We start from the raw sequence: 13572 nt of genomic DNA on the forward strand, positions 1-13572 counted from the left end.
TCGGATCGTGCCGGAGAAGGCTCCAGGGAGGCTGGACTCGCGTCGGCCGACGCGCCACTCCTCCGGGCTCCCAGCGGCGTCGCCGGTGATCCTCCTCGCCGGCGGTCGAGGACGGCGCCGAGCGCCCCCCGAATGTCGGTGCCCCCGACCTACACTCGGACGCGTTCGAACACACGTTCGATACCACGAGGAGGGAGTCGACCATGAGCGTGACCGTCGTGGAACGCATCGCGACTCCGGCCTCGGACGCCGTCGCCGTCACCTTCCTCGTCACCAGCGAGGCGGTGGCGGCGGGGTTCCCGTCGCCGGCGCAGGACTACTTCGACGGGTCCCTCGACCTCAACGACCACCTGATCCGCGACAGGACGTCGACGTTCATCGTCCGAGTCTCGGGCGAGAGCATGGTCGGCGCGGGCATCAGCGACGGCGACGAACTCGTGGTCGACCGGTCGATCACGCCGACGCACGGGAGCGTGGTCATCGCGATCCTCGACGGCGAGCTGACCGTGAAGCGCCTCGAGCTGCACCCCGGGGGAGTGGTGCTGCGGGCCGAGAACCCGGAGTACCCGCCGATCCACGTCGCCGAGCTGAGCGACCTCCAGGTGTGGGGCGTCGTCACCGTCTGCCTCCACCGGCTGCACCGTGCGCTCTGAGCGGCGCATCGCCCTGGTCGACGTGAACTCGTTCTACGTCTCCTGCGAGCGGCTGTTCGATCCGAGGCTCGCGGGCCGGCCGGTCGTCGTCCTCTCGAACAACGACGGCTGCGTGGTCGCCCGCTCCGACGAGGTGAAGAGGCTCGGGATCGAGAACGGCACGCCCTGGTTCCAGATCGAGCCGCTCATCCGCTCCGGTCGCCTCCCGGAGGTGATCGCCCGATCGAGCAACTACGAGCTGTACGGCGAGCTGTCCGCGCGCGTGATGGAGCTGCTGGGCCGCTACTCCGCCTGGCAGGAGGTGTACTCGATCGACGAGTCCTTCCTCGGCGTCGACGGCGACGTGGCGGAGCGGGCGAAGATCGGCCGGGCGATGCGGGCGGCCGTCGCGAAGAACGTCGGCCTGCCCGTCTGCGTCGGATTCGGGCCGAGCAAGACTCTCGCGAAGTTCGTCAACAAGGGCGGAGCGAAGAAGCACCCGCGCCTGGGGGGCGTCTGCGACACCGACTGGTACACGCCCGAGCAGCTCGACGCGCTCATGGCCTCGCAGCACGTCACCGAGCTGTGGGGAGTCGCCGGCCGCACAGGGAAGCGCCTCGCGGAGCTGTCCATCCACACCGTCCGCGACCTCCGCGACGCGGACCCCGTGCTTATCCGCAAGAAGTTCTCGGTCGTCCTGCAGCGCTCCGTCTACGAGCTGCGCGGCGTCGACTGCATCCCCCTCGAGGCCGCTCGCACCGTCCGCGACCAGCTGATCTTCTCCCGGTCGTTCGCCACTCCCGTGACGACGATCGCGGGCATGGAGCAGGTGCTCTCCGTCTACGCGCAGCGCGCCGCCCACCGCCTCCGCGCTCAGGAGTCGGTCACCAGGACGATGAGCGTGTTCGCGTCGACGTCGCCGTTCGCGGACGCGCCGTACGAGTCCGCCGGCGGCCTGGCCGGCTTCCCCGTCCCCACGGACGACCCGGTGGCGATGGTGAGGGCCGCGATCGGCACCCTGCGCCCGCGGCTGCGGGAGGGCGCGCGCTACGTGCGGGCCGGCGTCATCCTCACGAACCTGTCGCCTCGGAACTCCCACGCGCTGCTCGAGATCTTCGACACCGCCTTCGACACGAAGGGCCTCGGCGCCACCATCGACGCCGTGACGAAGCGCCACGGCCGGTCCGCGGTCGGCCTCGGGCTGGCGGGCATCCGCACGGGGCCGGTGTGGACGATGAAGCGCGACGCCCTCTCGCTCCGGGCGACGACGCACTGGGGCGAGCTGGCGACGGCCCACGCGCGGTGAGCCCGCCGGCGGGGAGATCGGGTCATCCGACGCGTAGGCGCCCGGGGCGCTCTCGGGCAGGCTCGTCGCCATCGACGAGTGTCGGTGCGGGGACGGCGGGAGGACCCATGGCCGAGAGCTGGCAGGACGCGTCGGTGCGGGGCGTCGCGATGATCGAGAACGAGCTGGTCGTGCGCGACTTCCTCGAGGTGTGGAGCGCTCGCGACAGCCGCCAGCTCGTCCCGTTCCTGCATCCGGAGGTCGTCTACAGCGCGTCGAGTTCGCAGGAGATCGCGGGGCGGGCGCGGGTCCTCGACATGTGCGACGAGGTCCACCGGGCGTTCACCGAGATCCGGATCGCCCTCGTCACGATCGCCGTCGCCGGCAGCGTCGTCCTCACCGAGCACGCCCTGCACCTCCGCTCGGACACGGGGGAGGGCCACTGGCTCCGCTGCTTCGGGAGCTACGAGCTCCGCGGAGAGCAGATCGTCACCTGGCGGCAGCTCCATGGCTGAGGGCCTCGCGTGACGGCGGTGACCGGGCCCGCGCGCCTCAGGCTCGCCCTGGTGCTGCTGGCGATCGCCTCGGGCGCGACCGACGCGTTCGCGTTCCTCCTGCTCGGCGGCATCTTCACCGCGAACATGACGGGCAACCTGGTGCTGCTGGGGCTGTACCCCCGCTCCGCCTGGCTGACGACCGCGGCCGGAGCGGTCACGGCGATCGTCTTCTTCGCCGGAGCGGTCTACGCCGGGTTCCGCACGACGCGGGCGCGCACGTCGTCGACCGGCGACGGGAGACGTCCGCTCCGCGCGATCGCCCTCGTGGGGGTCGTCCTCCAGCTCGCCGTCGCGGTCGCCTGGCCGACGGTGCAGGGCGGCAGATCGCTGCTCGTGGACTGCGCGTTCATCGCGACCAGCGCGGCGGCGCTCGGGCTGCAGACCGTGCTCGCGAAGCGGATCTCCGGCGCCGCCGGCCTGACGACCACGTTCGTCACGGGCACGCTCACGAGCCTGATGCAGGAGCTCGCCGAGCGCTCGTCCGGGTCGAGGACCCTCCAGGCGCTCATCGTCGCGAGCCTCGCGGTCGGGGCCGTCGTCGGAGCGGCGACCGTGACGCTCGCTCCGGCCTGGGCCCCGACGCCGGCCCTGGTGCTCTCGGCGGTCGCCGTCGTGCTTCTCTTCGCGCACCGCGCGCGAGCCGTGCCCGCGGGAGCGGAGCCCGGGGCCCCGCGTCCCGCGTGACCGGGATCAGGCGTCGAGCGCCCACTTCGGCCGGACCCAGTGGCAGGTGTAGCCGCCGGGGTGCTTGCGCAGGTAGTCCTGGTGCTCCTCCTCGGCGTCCCAGAACTCGCCGGCGGGCTCGACCTCGGTGACGACCGGTCCGGGCCAGCGGCCCGACGCGTCGATCTCGGTGATCGTCCGGCGCGCGACCCTCTCCTGCTCAGGCGAGAGGAAGAGGATCACGGACCGGTAGGCCGTGCCGATGTCGTTGCCCTGACGGTTCTTCGTCGTCGGGTCGTGCACCTGGAAGAAGAACTCGAGCAGGTCGCGGTAGGAGAGCTGCTCGGGATCGAACTCGATCTCGACCGCCTCCGCGTGGTCGCCGTGGTGGCGGTAGGTCGCGTTCGGCGTGCTGCCGCCGGCGTACCCGGCGCGGGTGCTGAAGACGCCCGGCATGTCGCGGATGAGCTCCTGGAGCCCCCAGAAGCATCCGCCCGCGAGGATCGCGCGCTCCTCGGCCATCAGACGCCTGCCTTCGTGTCGTGCGCGGACTCGCGCGGAGAGATCATCATGCGGGCAAGTCCATCACGACCGGGGACGTCGCGGCGAGCGTCGGACGACTCTCGGAGCAGACCGTCGGCGGGGGAGCCGAGCGTGTCCCGGCCGAGCGCTCCGTCACTGCGATCGGTACGCCGCCGGAGATGCACGGGTGGGAACGAGTCATCTGACCGGGTCGCTCCGGGTGCCCCCGTTCCTACGCTCGTCGGTACAACCGAGGAGAGAGCGGAGCGGACCATGGAGCAGCCGAACGTCGAGACGCGCAGTGCACGGCGGGTGATCGAGACCCTGACCGCCAACGGCGTGAAGTACGTCTTCGGGATCCCGGGAGCGAAGATCGATGCGGTCTTCGACGTCCTCGCCGACGAGGGGCCGGAGCTGATCGTCTGCCGGCACGAGCAGAACGCCGCCTTCATGGCGGCCGCGGTGGGACGGCTCACGGGCAGCCCGGGTGTCGTCCTCGTGACCTCCGGCCCCGGCACGACCAACCTCGCCACCGGCCTGCTCACGGCCAACACGGAGCAGGACCCGGTCGTCGCGCTCGCCGGGGCCGTGCAGCTCTCCGACCGCCTCAAGCGCACGCACCAGTCGATGGACGCGGCCGCCTTCCTCACCACCGTGACGAAGTACACGGTCGAGTCGACGGATCCGGACGACGTCTCGGAGGCGGTCAGCAACGCCTTCCGCGCCGCGGTCGCCGAGCCCCGAGGCGCCGCGGCGGTCGTCCTCTCGGCCAGCGTGATGGCCGCGCCGACCTCGCAGGTCATCACCCGGGCGGCCACGGGGCCGATGAGCGGTCCGGCGCGCGCCGAGGACCTCACCCACGCCGCCGACCTGATCAACACCGCGGAGCGGCCCGTCCTCCTCGTGGGACTCCGCGCGTCGGAGCCGGCGACCGTGGCGGCACTGCGGGTCCTGATCAGCGAGACGGAGCTGCCGGTGATCGAGACGTTCCAGGCGGCCGGCCTCGTCTCCCGCGAGCTCGAGGACCACTACCTGGGCCGCGTCGGCCTGTTCAAGAATCAGCCCGCCGACCTCGCCCTCGCCGAGTCCGACCTCGTCGTCGCGATCGGCTACGACGCCGTCGAGTACGACCCGGTGATCTGGAACAGCGACGTCGACCGCCGGATCGTCCACATCGACTCCGTCGACGCCCCGCTGGACAACCACTACCTGCCGGCGCTGGAGCTGAAGGGCGATCTCGCGCAGACGGTCGCGGCCCTCACGCCCCTCGTCTCCGGCCTGCAGCTCGACGAGGACGCGGCCGACCGGGTCGCCCGGCACCGGAGCGAGCTGGAGCGGATCGACGACGCGGCGCGGACGGCCGAGGCGGCTCCCGGGACCGTCGATCCCGCCCGCCTCGTGCTCCTGATGCGCGACCTGCTCTCGGACGACGCCACCGTGGCCTGCGACATCGGCTCGAACTACATCTTCATGGCCCGGCACTTCCGCGTGTACGAGCCCAAGCACCTGCTCTTCTCGAACGGGCAGCAGACCCTCGGCGTCTCCTTCCCGTGGGGCATGGCGGCGAGCCTCCTGCGCCCCGGGACCCCGGTGGTCTCCGTCTCGGGTGACGGAGGGTTCCTGTTCTCCGCGACGGAGATCGAGACGGCGACGCGGCTCGGCCTCTCGTTCACGCACGTGATCATGCGGGACGACACCTACGACATGGTCGGCTTCCAGCAGCTGCTGAAGTACGGCCGCAAGTCCGGGGTCCAGCTCGGCGACTACGACATCGAGAAGTTCGCCGCGGCGTTCGGCGCCACGGGCAGGCGGGTGAGCGGCCTCGCCGAGTTCGAGGAGGCCTTCCGCGCCTCCCTCGCCGAGCCGGGCGTCTCGATCATCGACGTCGCGGTGGACTACAGCCGCAACGTCGACATCGCCGCCCACCTGGTCGAGGACGCCTTCGAATGAGCACGCACACGGTCGACTCGACCGACGACTACGCGATCTACCAGAGCTCGACCATGGCCGCCCTGCTGGCCGGGGTCTACGACGGGGACCTGACGATCGGCGAGCTGCTCACCCACGGCGACCTCGGGCTGGGCACCTTCAACCACCTGGACGGCGAGATGGTGATCGTCGACGGCGTCTGCTACCACCTGCGCAGCGACGGCTCCGTCCAGGTCGCGGACGGCGACGACCGGACGCCCTTCGCCGCCGTGCTGCCCTTCCACGCGACCACGACGTTCACGGTGGAGGAGCCGACCGGTCTTGCCGGCCTCACCCGGCTGATCGACGACGCGGTCGACGGCGGGAACATCCCCGTCGCCCTGCGGATCGACGGCCGGTTCACCGAGGTCCGAACCCGGACCGTGGGCGCGCAGACCGAGCCGTACCCGCCCCTGATCGAGGCGACCGCCCACCAGAGCGTCACCGGCATCGCCGACACCCGCGGCACGATCGCGGGGTTCCGCACTCCGCAGTTCGAGCAGGCCGTGTCGGTCCCCGGGTACCACCTGCACTACGTCGACGACGCCCGCGAGAAGGGCGGGCACGTCCTCGACGTGACCGTGGCCGAGGTGACGGTCTCGCTCACGACCGTCGCCGGACTGCACCTCGCGCTTCCGGAGACGGACCAGTTCCGCCGGGCGGACCTGGCGATGAAGGACATCGCGGCGCAGGAGGCGCGAGCGGAGGGGTGAGGCGGGCGGGACCTCCGGGGAGACGGGCCGGCCGCGACCCGTCTCCCCGGAGGCCGGTCAGGGCGCGAGCTCCTCGCGGACGATCGCTGCTCCCGCGCTCAGCGCGCTGAGCTTCCCCCAGGCGAGGTCGCGGGGCAGCGGCGCCATGCCGCAGTTCGTGCTGGGGAGGAGCAGGTCCGCGTCGACGAACCGGAGGGCGCGGCGCAGGGTGTCGGCGACCTCCTCGGGCGTCTCGACGGTCCCGCTCGCCACGTCGATCGCTCCGAGCATGACCTTCTTGCCGCGGACGAGCTCGATCAGCTCCATCGGCACGTGGGAGTGGTGGCTCTCCAGCGAGACGATGTCGAGCGAGGACTGCTGGAGGAGCGGCAACGACTCCTCGTACTGCCGCCACTCCGACCCGAGGGTCGCCTTCCAGTCGGTGTTCGCCTTGATCCCGTAGCCGTAGCAGATGTGCACCGCGGTCTCGATGCGGAGTCCCTCCGCCGCCCTCTCCAGCGCGGCCACACCCCAGTCGTGCACCTCGTCGAAGAAGACGGTGAAGGCGGGCTCGTCGAACTGGACGATGTCGACTCCGGCGTCCTGGAGGGCCCGCGCCTCCTCGTTGAGGATGGTCGCGAACTCCCACGCCAGCTTCTCGCGGCTCCCGTAGTGCCGGTCGGAGAGGGTGTCGATCATCGTCATCGGGCCGGGCAGCGCCCACTTGATGGGCTGATCGGTCTGCTCGCGCAGGAACCGGGCGTCGTCGGCGAACACGGGCCTCTCGAGCCCTACGGCGCCGACGACGGTCGGCACGCTCGCGTCGTACCGGTCGCGGATGCGCACCGTCTCGCGCCGCTCGAAGTCGACGCCCGTGAGGTGCTCGATGAACGTCGTGACGAAGTGCTGCCGGGTCTGCTCCCCGTCACTGACGATGTCCAGGCCCCGGTGGTGCTGCTCGTGGACAGCGGCGCGCAGGGCGTCCTGCTTGCCCTCGGCCAGGGCGTCGCCGGTCAGCCGCCACGGGGACCACAGGGTCTCCGGCTGCGCGAGCCACGACGGCTTCGGCAGGCTACCGGCGATCGAGGTGGGCAGGAGCGGGAGGGCCGCCGAGGCTCCGCGCGCGCTCATCGGACCGCTTCCGCGTACTCGGCGGCCCACTGCCGCAGCCGCTCCCCGTGCGGCTTCATGAGATGCTCCTCCGCGAACCTCCCCTGCTCGACCGCGAGCCGGCCGCGCTCCTCGCGGTCGTAGGAGACCGCGGGCCGCACGTAGTCCTGCTGCTCCAGGTCCGGCCGGTAGACGTCGGCGGCGGCCGAGCGCGCGCCGTAGATCTCGGGCCGGTAGATCCTCTGGAACGTCTCCATCGTGCTGATGGTGGCGATGAGCTGGAGGTCCGAGTAGTCCTCCAGCAGGTCGCCGCCGCAGTAGAACGCGAGCGGCGCCGTGCTGCCGGGCGGCATGAAGAAGCGGACCCCGAGGCCCATCTCCGCGAAGTACCGGTCGGTCAGCGAGAGCTCGTCCTGCCGGTACTCGACGCCGAGGATCGGATGGAGGGTCCCGGTGCGCCGGTACGTCCTGCTCGTCGAGACGCTGATGCAGATGATGGGCGGCGTCGACGAGAGCTCCGCGTACTGCGCGGAGTACCGGAAGTGCTGGAAGAGCGCGCCGTGCAGGACGCCGAAATCGTCGGGGACGGTGAAGCCGGCCTGCGCGGCGTTGACCGCCGGCAGCCGCACGCTGAAGTCGTGGTCGCGGAGGTAGGAGGAGAAGTTGTTCCCCAGTGTCCCCGGCTGACATCGGCCGGTGCGGCGGTCGAGGATCCGGGTGCGCAGGACCTCCAGCAGGGGGAACTCCCGGTCCTCGCCGTCCGTGGTGAGCCGCAGCCCGACGGAGACGATGTCGAGCCCGACCGTGTAGCGGCCGCGGCTCGGATCGTCGCCCGGCACGAGATCGTTCAACCGGTCGTCGATCATCCGCAGCGCGGTCCGGAGGTTCTCCCGGCGGCGCTCGCCGCGGGCCAGATTCGCGAAGTTGGTGGTGATCCGGGAGCTCTGGGCCGGCGAGTAGTCCTCGTCGAAGGGGGTGAGGGTGATGCTGAAGGCGGGTTCGTTCGTCATGATCGGCCGATCGGTAGGAGGGACTGGGGCGGGGGCACGATCAGTGCGGGTGGTCCTCGGTCAGCTTGAAGCCGAGTCGGCCGTGCGCGAAGGCGGCTCCGGCTCCGATGGCGGCCGCGACCCAGGCTGATTCGGCGAGCTCGGTCTCGGTCGCACCGGCGCGCACGGCGTTCTGGCCGTGGCCGTCGATGCAGTAGACGCACTGCTTGCTGATGCCCACGGCGTAGGCGATGAGCTCGCGGTACTTGAGCGGGATCTCGCGACCCTGCGGAGCGAAGACGGCGGTGTCGAAGGCGGTGAACGCCGCAAGGACGTCGGGGGTCTCCTTCTTGTAGGCGGCGGTGTAGCGGCGGTCGGCTGCGCGGTCGTAGTAGGCGTCGGTCATGGTCTTCCTTCGGAGGTCGGAGAGGGGGCGGAGGGGATGAGGTCACGGCCGGGCGGGGATCTCCAGGCCGAGGTTCTCCCGCAGGGTCGTGCCCTCGTACTCGGTGCGCAGCGAACCGCGCTCCTGCAGCAGCGGCACGACGCGGTCGACGAACTCGTCCAGACCACCCGGGTGCAGGTGCGATCCGAGGACGACCCCGTCGCCGCCTCCGCTCTGCACGAACTCGTCGAGACGGTCGGCGACCTGCTCAGCCGTGCCCACGTACTCCGTGCGGTCGAAGACGGTCTCGGCGAGACCGCGGAGGGTGAGGTCGCGCTCCTGAGCGAGCGCACGCCAGGCGCGCACGGTCCCCGCGCGATCACCGTGGATCAGTGCGCGGCCCTCGATCAGCGGCGGCGCCTCGAGGTCGGGCTCGAGATCGGGTACCGGCCCGTCGACGTCGAAGCCCGACAGGTCCCGGTTCCAGACCTGCTCGAAGAGCACCTGGATCGTGCGCGGTGTGAGTTGCTGATCGCGGATCCACCGCGCTCTCTCCTCCGCCTCCGCAGCGGTGCCGCCGAGGACGACGGCGGCTGACGGGAGGATCCGCACGGAGCCGGCCGGGCGACCCGCCGCCGCGACCCGGGCCGCGATGTCGCGCGCGAACTCGTGCGCCTCAGGTCCCCGGTGGTAGGGGGAGAAGATCACGTCGGCGCTCGACGCCGCGAAGTCGCGACCCTGCGGAGAGACGCCCGCCTGCACGATCACCGGGCGGCCCTGCGGGCTGCGCGGCACGGTGAAACGGCCGGAGACGTCGAACTGGCTGCTCGAGACGGCGAACGACCCCGTCGACGAGTCGGCGAGGAACTCGCCGGAGGGGGCATCGGCTCGCACGGCGTCGGAGGTCCAGGTGTCCCAGAGCGTCGTCACCGCGCGGACGGCCTCCTCGGCACGGGCGTAGCGGTCGGCGCGGTCGAGGAAGCCGCCGCGGCGGAAGTTCGCGCCCGTGAAGGCGTCGAAGGACGTGACCACGTTCCACCCCGCTCGTCCGCCTGAGAGGTGGTCGAGGGTCGCGATCTGACGGGCGAGCTCGAAGGGCTCGTTGAACGTCGCGTTGAGCGTGCCGACCAGGCCGATGTGCTCCGTGACCGCGGCCAGCGCGGCGAGGAGCGGCAGAGTGTCCGGTCGTCCGGCGATGTCATGGTCGAACGGGCGCCCCGCGCGCTCCCGCAGTGCCAGACCCTCGGCGAGGAAGAAGTAGTCGAACCGCCCGCGCTCCGCGGTCTCTGCGACGCGGCGGAACGTCGAGAAGTCGACCTGGCTGCCGGCGTCGGGGTGCTCCCACAGGGTGTGCTCGTTCACCCCGCCCACGTAGGCGGCGAGGACGATCTGCTTCGGTCGCCGCGTCATGACTGCTCCTCGGAGGCGTAGCGGTTCGGGATCGACGTGGGCAGGCCCAGGGCTGAGCGGAGGGTGCGGCCCTCCTCCGTCCCGACGAGCAGACCGCGTCGGCGCAGCTCGGGCACGAGGTCGTCGGCGATCAGCGGCAGATCGGTGGCGAGAACCGCGGGTCGGAGGCGGACGCCGTCATAGCCGAGCCGTGAGAGCTCGGCGATGCGGTCGGCGACGGACGCGGCCGACCCGGCGGCGACGGCGGCGTCGCCGGTGAGCGGTCGGCCGAGAGCGTCGAGGCGCGAGAGTCTGGCCGCGGCGGACTCCGCCGGGGTGTCGAGGACGACGACGAGGTCGGCGAGGACCCGCAGGCGCTCGCCCGTGCGCCCCGCCCCGCGCTCCGCCTCGGCGATCTCCTGGAGGATCCTCTCGGCGTCCGCTGCGTTCTGAGGCGTCGCGAACACGACGTCGGCCGAGCGCGCGGCGAAACGGTACGGGATGTCGGCGTGTGCGAGCGCGGCGACGACGGGCTGCCCCTGCGGCGGCCGGGGAGTGATCGCGGGGCCGCGCACCGAGAACCAGCGTCCTGCGAAGTCGACGCGGTGCACCTTGTCGGCGTCGAGGAAGCGATCGGTGGCGACGTCGCGGATCTCGGCGTCGTCCTCCCAGCTGTCCCAGAGTCTCCGTGCGACCTCGACGGCGTCGGCCGCCTCCTCGAAGAGCTCGTCGACGACGGCGCGGATCGCGGGGTCCTCGAGAAGGGGCGTGCCCGGCTCCGGCGGCACGATCGCCGCGATTCGTCGTCCGACGTGCGAGGCTTCGTCGACGCGTGACGACACCCTGACCTGCCAACCGCCCCGCCCCCGGCTCAGGTGGTCGAGCGTCGCGACGGCCTTCGACACGTGGAAGGGCTCCGTGTGCGTCACGGTGACCGTGGGCACGAGACCGATGCGGCTCGTGAGGGGGGCGACGTAGGAGGCGATCAGCAGCGCGTCGAGCCGGCCGCGGACCTCGTCGGTGCGGTCGTCGGCCAGGAAGGGGTCCGCCGATTGCAGGGCGAAGGAGTCCTCGATCGTCACGAAGTCGATCCCGCCGCGCTCCGCCCGCTGCACGATGTCCGCCCAGTACGCGCCGGTGAAGAGCGCGTCGGGACGGGCGCCGGGCTCGCGCCAGGACGCGGGGTGCCAGCCGTCGCCCTCGAGGGCGACGGCGAGGCTGAGGGGTGGGGCGGCGGTCATCGTGCTCCTCGGATCAGGGTGCCGGCTCGGACGAGCTCCTCGTCGTCGAGTGCGCGGAGGCGGCGCAGCAGCGCGCGCGCGACCTTGTCGTTCTCGCGGAACGACACCGCGTTCGTGCCCGGCCGGGAGAAGGCGCCGACGAACGGCGAGTCGGTGTACGGGCCGATCGCGTACCGGCGGCCGACGCGGCCTCCCGCCGTCGAGCGCAGCAGGGTGTCGTCCTGGTGCACGCGCAGCCTCCCGGTCGACAGGAGAGTGTCGCCGACGTCGACGAGGTCCTCGACCGCCGACCCCGACGCGACGAGCGCTCGCATCAGCGCGTCGTCACTCCTCGCAACGGACGTCCGGGGGAGGCGCGCGTCGACGAGAGCGTCAGCGAGGACGACCTGATCGGTCGCCCCGCCGCTCGCGACGAAGCGGCCCTCCTCTTCGGAGGTCTCCACACGGATGCCCGGGCCGAGGAAGTCGACGACGCCCGCGTCCGAGAGTGCGAGCAGCTCCTCGAGACGGTGCGCGGGCGGCCCGCTCGCGAGGAAGCTGAACCAGCCGAGCCACCATCCGTGCAGATCCTCGATCCGCGAGCGGGGTGTCCACCTCGCGGACGCGGTGAGATCGGCGACGAGGAAGTGGCTGCGCAGAAGGGCGAGGAAGAGCGCCATCGTGGCGCTGTGCTCCTGCCGGCTGCGCAGAGCCAGGTCGTCCCGGATGTAGGCGCGCACCGCCTCCTGCAGCGCCGAGCCGTCGGCGAACCGCACATCGGCGAACGGGCGGTCGAGATCGGGGAGGAGCAGCCTGTCGAGGCTGTCCGGCACAGTGTCCGCGACGAGCGCGGTCAGGGTCCGCGCATCTCCGAGGACCCGCTCGGCGTCGGCCCCGAGTGCGGGGAGAGCGTACCCCTGTCCCGCTTCGGGTCGCGGGCCGCGGGAGCCGGCGAGGACCGAGGCGCGCGGGTCGAGCCGCGAGAACACCTCCGAGAAGTGCGTCCAGTCGGTGCTCACCCGGTCGGGGTGCCCGGTGAAGAGCTCACGGTAGTAGCCCCAGAGCATCTCCTGGGCGATCAGGGGCCAGACGTCCTCGCTGAAGTCGAGCGGGCGGTGTCGCGAGCGCAGCTCCTCGACGACGGACGCCGAGAACCAGCGGGGCTCGGGCGCGGCTCCCTGGAGCGTCGAGCCGATCTTCGAGTGGTAGGGGACCCCGCGGCGGCTGCCGATCAGGATGCGCGGCTCACGTCCCGACGGGTGGTAGCGCAGTCCGCCGGCGTCGTCCCGTTCGAAGCGGCCGCCCCGGCCCTCGGTGAGCAGCACCAGGAGATCGACCGCGACCAGGCCGAAGCCGCGCACGATCACGTCGCGTCCGGCGCGGAGGGATCCGAGGTCGGCGTCGGCCGTGAACGACGGCGGCAGGTAGGCGAGGCCGTGGCGCTCGGCGAACCCGGCCAGCCGGGTCTCGTCGACCGTCGGCAGAGCGCCGCTGTGCCCGAGCGAGAACAGGACCAGGTCCGCCTCGATCACGTCGCCGGAGTCGAGGACGACCCGCTGCGCACCGTCGTCGCGGCCGAGCACCTCGACGACACGCGCCGCGTGCTCGCGGACCTCGACGTCAGGGCGGAGAGCGGCGAGCGCCTCCCGGTGGAACCAGCGCAGATAGAGGCTCTGCAGCCGGCGGGTGGGGAAGCTGTCGGCGCGGAGCCCGTCGAGCTCGCGGCGCACGGCTTCGTCGCCCTCTGCGAGCGCGATCCGGCCGGCCCGCACCGCCTCCGCCCACTCGATCAGCGAGGGTCCGGGGCGCACCGGCCCCTCGATCGTCGCGCTCGCGTCGGTGAACATCGTCACGTCGGCTGCGAGCGAGTTGAGCTTCAGCAGCGGCGACTGCTCGTAGCGCCAGATCCGGCCGGGGCCGACGGGGTACGGGTCGACGACGTGGACGACGAGCGCGGCCGGCCCGAGGGCGTCCTCGGCGGCGTTCGCGGCGAGGCGCTCGAGGACCCCGACCGCGCGGGGACCTCCCCCGACGATCACGAGGGAGCGGGTCCCGTCCGATGGCGCTGACATGCGTCCACGATGACTCTTCCCCCGTGAGGACGCCGCTCTGTGACGACTCGTGACGATGTGAAGAAGTGTGTAGCGGCGGGTTGGAGCC

Annotated in this window: 13 protein-coding genes; 6 read left to right on the forward strand and 7 right to left on the reverse strand. The window is 71.9% G+C overall.

The features are described 5' to 3' along the window. Positions 1–203: 203 nt before the first annotated feature. The 4 genes from C5C99_RS05650 (at position 204) to C5C99_RS05665 (ending at position 3158) form a co-directional block, all read left to right on the forward strand. The gene (locus C5C99_RS05650; RefSeq protein ID WP_104233991.1) at positions 204–653 is read left to right on the forward strand and encodes a LexA family transcriptional regulator; all 450 of its coding nucleotides are present in this window, start codon (positions 204–206) and stop codon (positions 651–653) included. Beyond that, positions 643–1938, forward strand: a complete 1296-nt coding sequence (locus tag C5C99_RS05655) for a Y-family DNA polymerase (RefSeq protein ID WP_104339755.1) — start codon at positions 643–645, stop codon at positions 1936–1938. The genes C5C99_RS05650 and C5C99_RS05655 overlap by 11 nt, the downstream gene beginning before the upstream one ends. A gap of 107 nt (positions 1939–2045) precedes the next feature. After that, positions 2046–2432 carry a nuclear transport factor 2 family protein gene (locus C5C99_RS05660; protein ID WP_104339756.1) on the forward strand — a complete coding sequence of 129 codons (387 nt, stop codon included), beginning with the start codon at positions 2046–2048 and terminating at the stop codon, positions 2430–2432. A gap of 18 nt (positions 2433–2450) precedes the next feature. Continuing rightward, a complete protein-coding gene (locus C5C99_RS05665; protein ID WP_181074551.1) occupies positions 2451–3158 on the forward strand; it encodes a YoaK family protein in 708 nt (235 codons plus the stop codon). A 6-nt stretch (positions 3159–3164) separates the two neighbouring features. On the opposite strand, the gene msrA is transcribed toward C5C99_RS05665, so the two are convergent. After that, the gene (msrA, locus tag C5C99_RS05670) at positions 3165–3659 is read right to left on the reverse strand and encodes a peptide-methionine (S)-S-oxide reductase MsrA (RefSeq protein WP_104283991.1); all 495 of its coding nucleotides are present in this window, start codon (positions 3657–3659) and stop codon (positions 3165–3167) included. A gap of 273 nt (positions 3660–3932) precedes the next feature. Here msrA and alsS point away from each other — a divergent pair, with 273 nt between their 5' ends. Next, positions 3933–5609 (forward strand): acetolactate synthase AlsS, encoded by a 1677-nt coding sequence (alsS, locus tag C5C99_RS05675; RefSeq protein ID WP_104339758.1) that lies wholly within the window; start codon positions 3933–3935, stop codon positions 5607–5609. Then, the gene (gene budA / locus C5C99_RS05680) at positions 5606–6340 is read left to right on the forward strand and encodes an acetolactate decarboxylase (RefSeq protein ID WP_104226545.1); all 735 of its coding nucleotides are present in this window, start codon (positions 5606–5608) and stop codon (positions 6338–6340) included. The genes alsS and budA overlap by 4 nt, the downstream gene beginning before the upstream one ends. Before the next feature lie 57 nt (positions 6341–6397). Here budA and C5C99_RS05685 read toward each other — a convergent pair whose 3' ends face one another. Genes C5C99_RS05685 through C5C99_RS05710 form a run of 6 tightly spaced genes read right to left on the reverse strand, consistent with a single transcriptional unit; the run spans position 6398 to position 13484 of the window. After that, positions 6398–7450, reverse strand: coding sequence for a methionine synthase (locus tag C5C99_RS05685; RefSeq protein WP_104262243.1), 1053 nt, complete (start codon positions 7448–7450; stop codon positions 6398–6400). Beyond that, positions 7447–8439 carry a putative oxygenase MesX gene (locus tag C5C99_RS05690; protein ID WP_104339759.1) on the reverse strand — a complete coding sequence of 331 codons (993 nt, stop codon included), beginning with the start codon at positions 8437–8439 and terminating at the stop codon, positions 7447–7449. The genes C5C99_RS05685 and C5C99_RS05690 overlap by 4 nt, the downstream gene beginning before the upstream one ends. A 40-nt stretch (positions 8440–8479) precedes the next feature. Continuing rightward, the gene (locus C5C99_RS05695) at positions 8480–8824 is read right to left on the reverse strand and encodes a carboxymuconolactone decarboxylase family protein (RefSeq protein ID WP_104223293.1); all 345 of its coding nucleotides are present in this window, start codon (positions 8822–8824) and stop codon (positions 8480–8482) included. A 42-nt stretch (positions 8825–8866) separates the two neighbouring features. Further along, on the reverse strand, positions 8867–10213 hold the full coding sequence (locus tag C5C99_RS05700; RefSeq protein ID WP_104223292.1) for an NtaA/DmoA family FMN-dependent monooxygenase: 1347 nt from the start codon (positions 10211–10213) through the stop codon (positions 8867–8869). Next, complete coding sequence (locus C5C99_RS05705) at positions 10210–11433, reverse strand: LLM class flavin-dependent oxidoreductase (protein WP_104339760.1); 1224 nt, start codon at positions 11431–11433, stop codon at positions 10210–10212. Before C5C99_RS05705 ends, C5C99_RS05700 begins: the two co-directional genes overlap by 4 nt. After that, positions 11430–13484 (reverse strand): FAD/NAD(P)-binding domain-containing protein, encoded by a 2055-nt coding sequence (locus C5C99_RS05710; RefSeq protein ID WP_104257615.1) that lies wholly within the window; start codon positions 13482–13484, stop codon positions 11430–11432. The genes C5C99_RS05705 and C5C99_RS05710 overlap by 4 nt, the downstream gene beginning before the upstream one ends. Positions 13485–13572 lie beyond the last annotated feature (88 nt).

The sequence above is a fragment of the Rathayibacter sp. AY1C4 genome, from assembly GCF_002932195.1.
In the GTDB taxonomy this organism is placed as follows: Bacteria; Actinomycetota; Actinomycetes; order Actinomycetales; family Microbacteriaceae; genus Rathayibacter.

Bases quoted from the DNA above. Each gene is read 5' to 3' on its own strand.
- C5C99_RS05660 (WP_104339756.1), top strand. From the start codon at position 2,046: ATGGCCGAGAGCTGGCAGGACGCGTCGGTGCGGGGCGTCGCGATGATC.
- C5C99_RS05650 (WP_104233991.1), top strand. From the start codon at position 204: ATGAGCGTGACCGTCGTGGAACGCATCGCGACTCCGGCCTCGGACGCC.
- C5C99_RS05700 (WP_104223292.1), bottom strand. From the start codon at position 10,213: ATGACGCGGCGACCGAAGCAGATCGTCCTCGCCGCCTACGTGGGCGGG.
- C5C99_RS05685 (WP_104262243.1), bottom strand. From the start codon at position 7,450: ATGAGCGCGCGCGGAGCCTCGGCGGCCCTCCCGCTCCTGCCCACCTCG.
- C5C99_RS05710 (WP_104257615.1), bottom strand. From the start codon at position 13,484: ATGTCAGCGCCATCGGACGGGACCCGCTCCCTCGTGATCGTCGGGGGA.
- msrA (WP_104283991.1), bottom strand. From the start codon at position 3,659: ATGGCCGAGGAGCGCGCGATCCTCGCGGGCGGATGCTTCTGGGGGCTC.
- C5C99_RS05690 (WP_104339759.1), bottom strand. From the start codon at position 8,439: ATGACGAACGAACCCGCCTTCAGCATCACCCTCACCCCCTTCGACGAG.
- C5C99_RS05705 (WP_104339760.1), bottom strand. From the start codon at position 11,433: ATGACCGCCGCCCCACCCCTCAGCCTCGCCGTCGCCCTCGAGGGCGAC.
- budA (WP_104226545.1), top strand. From the start codon at position 5,606: ATGAGCACGCACACGGTCGACTCGACCGACGACTACGCGATCTACCAG.
- alsS (WP_104339758.1), top strand. From the start codon at position 3,933: ATGGAGCAGCCGAACGTCGAGACGCGCAGTGCACGGCGGGTGATCGAG.
- C5C99_RS05695 (WP_104223293.1), bottom strand. From the start codon at position 8,824: ATGACCGACGCCTACTACGACCGCGCAGCCGACCGCCGCTACACCGCC.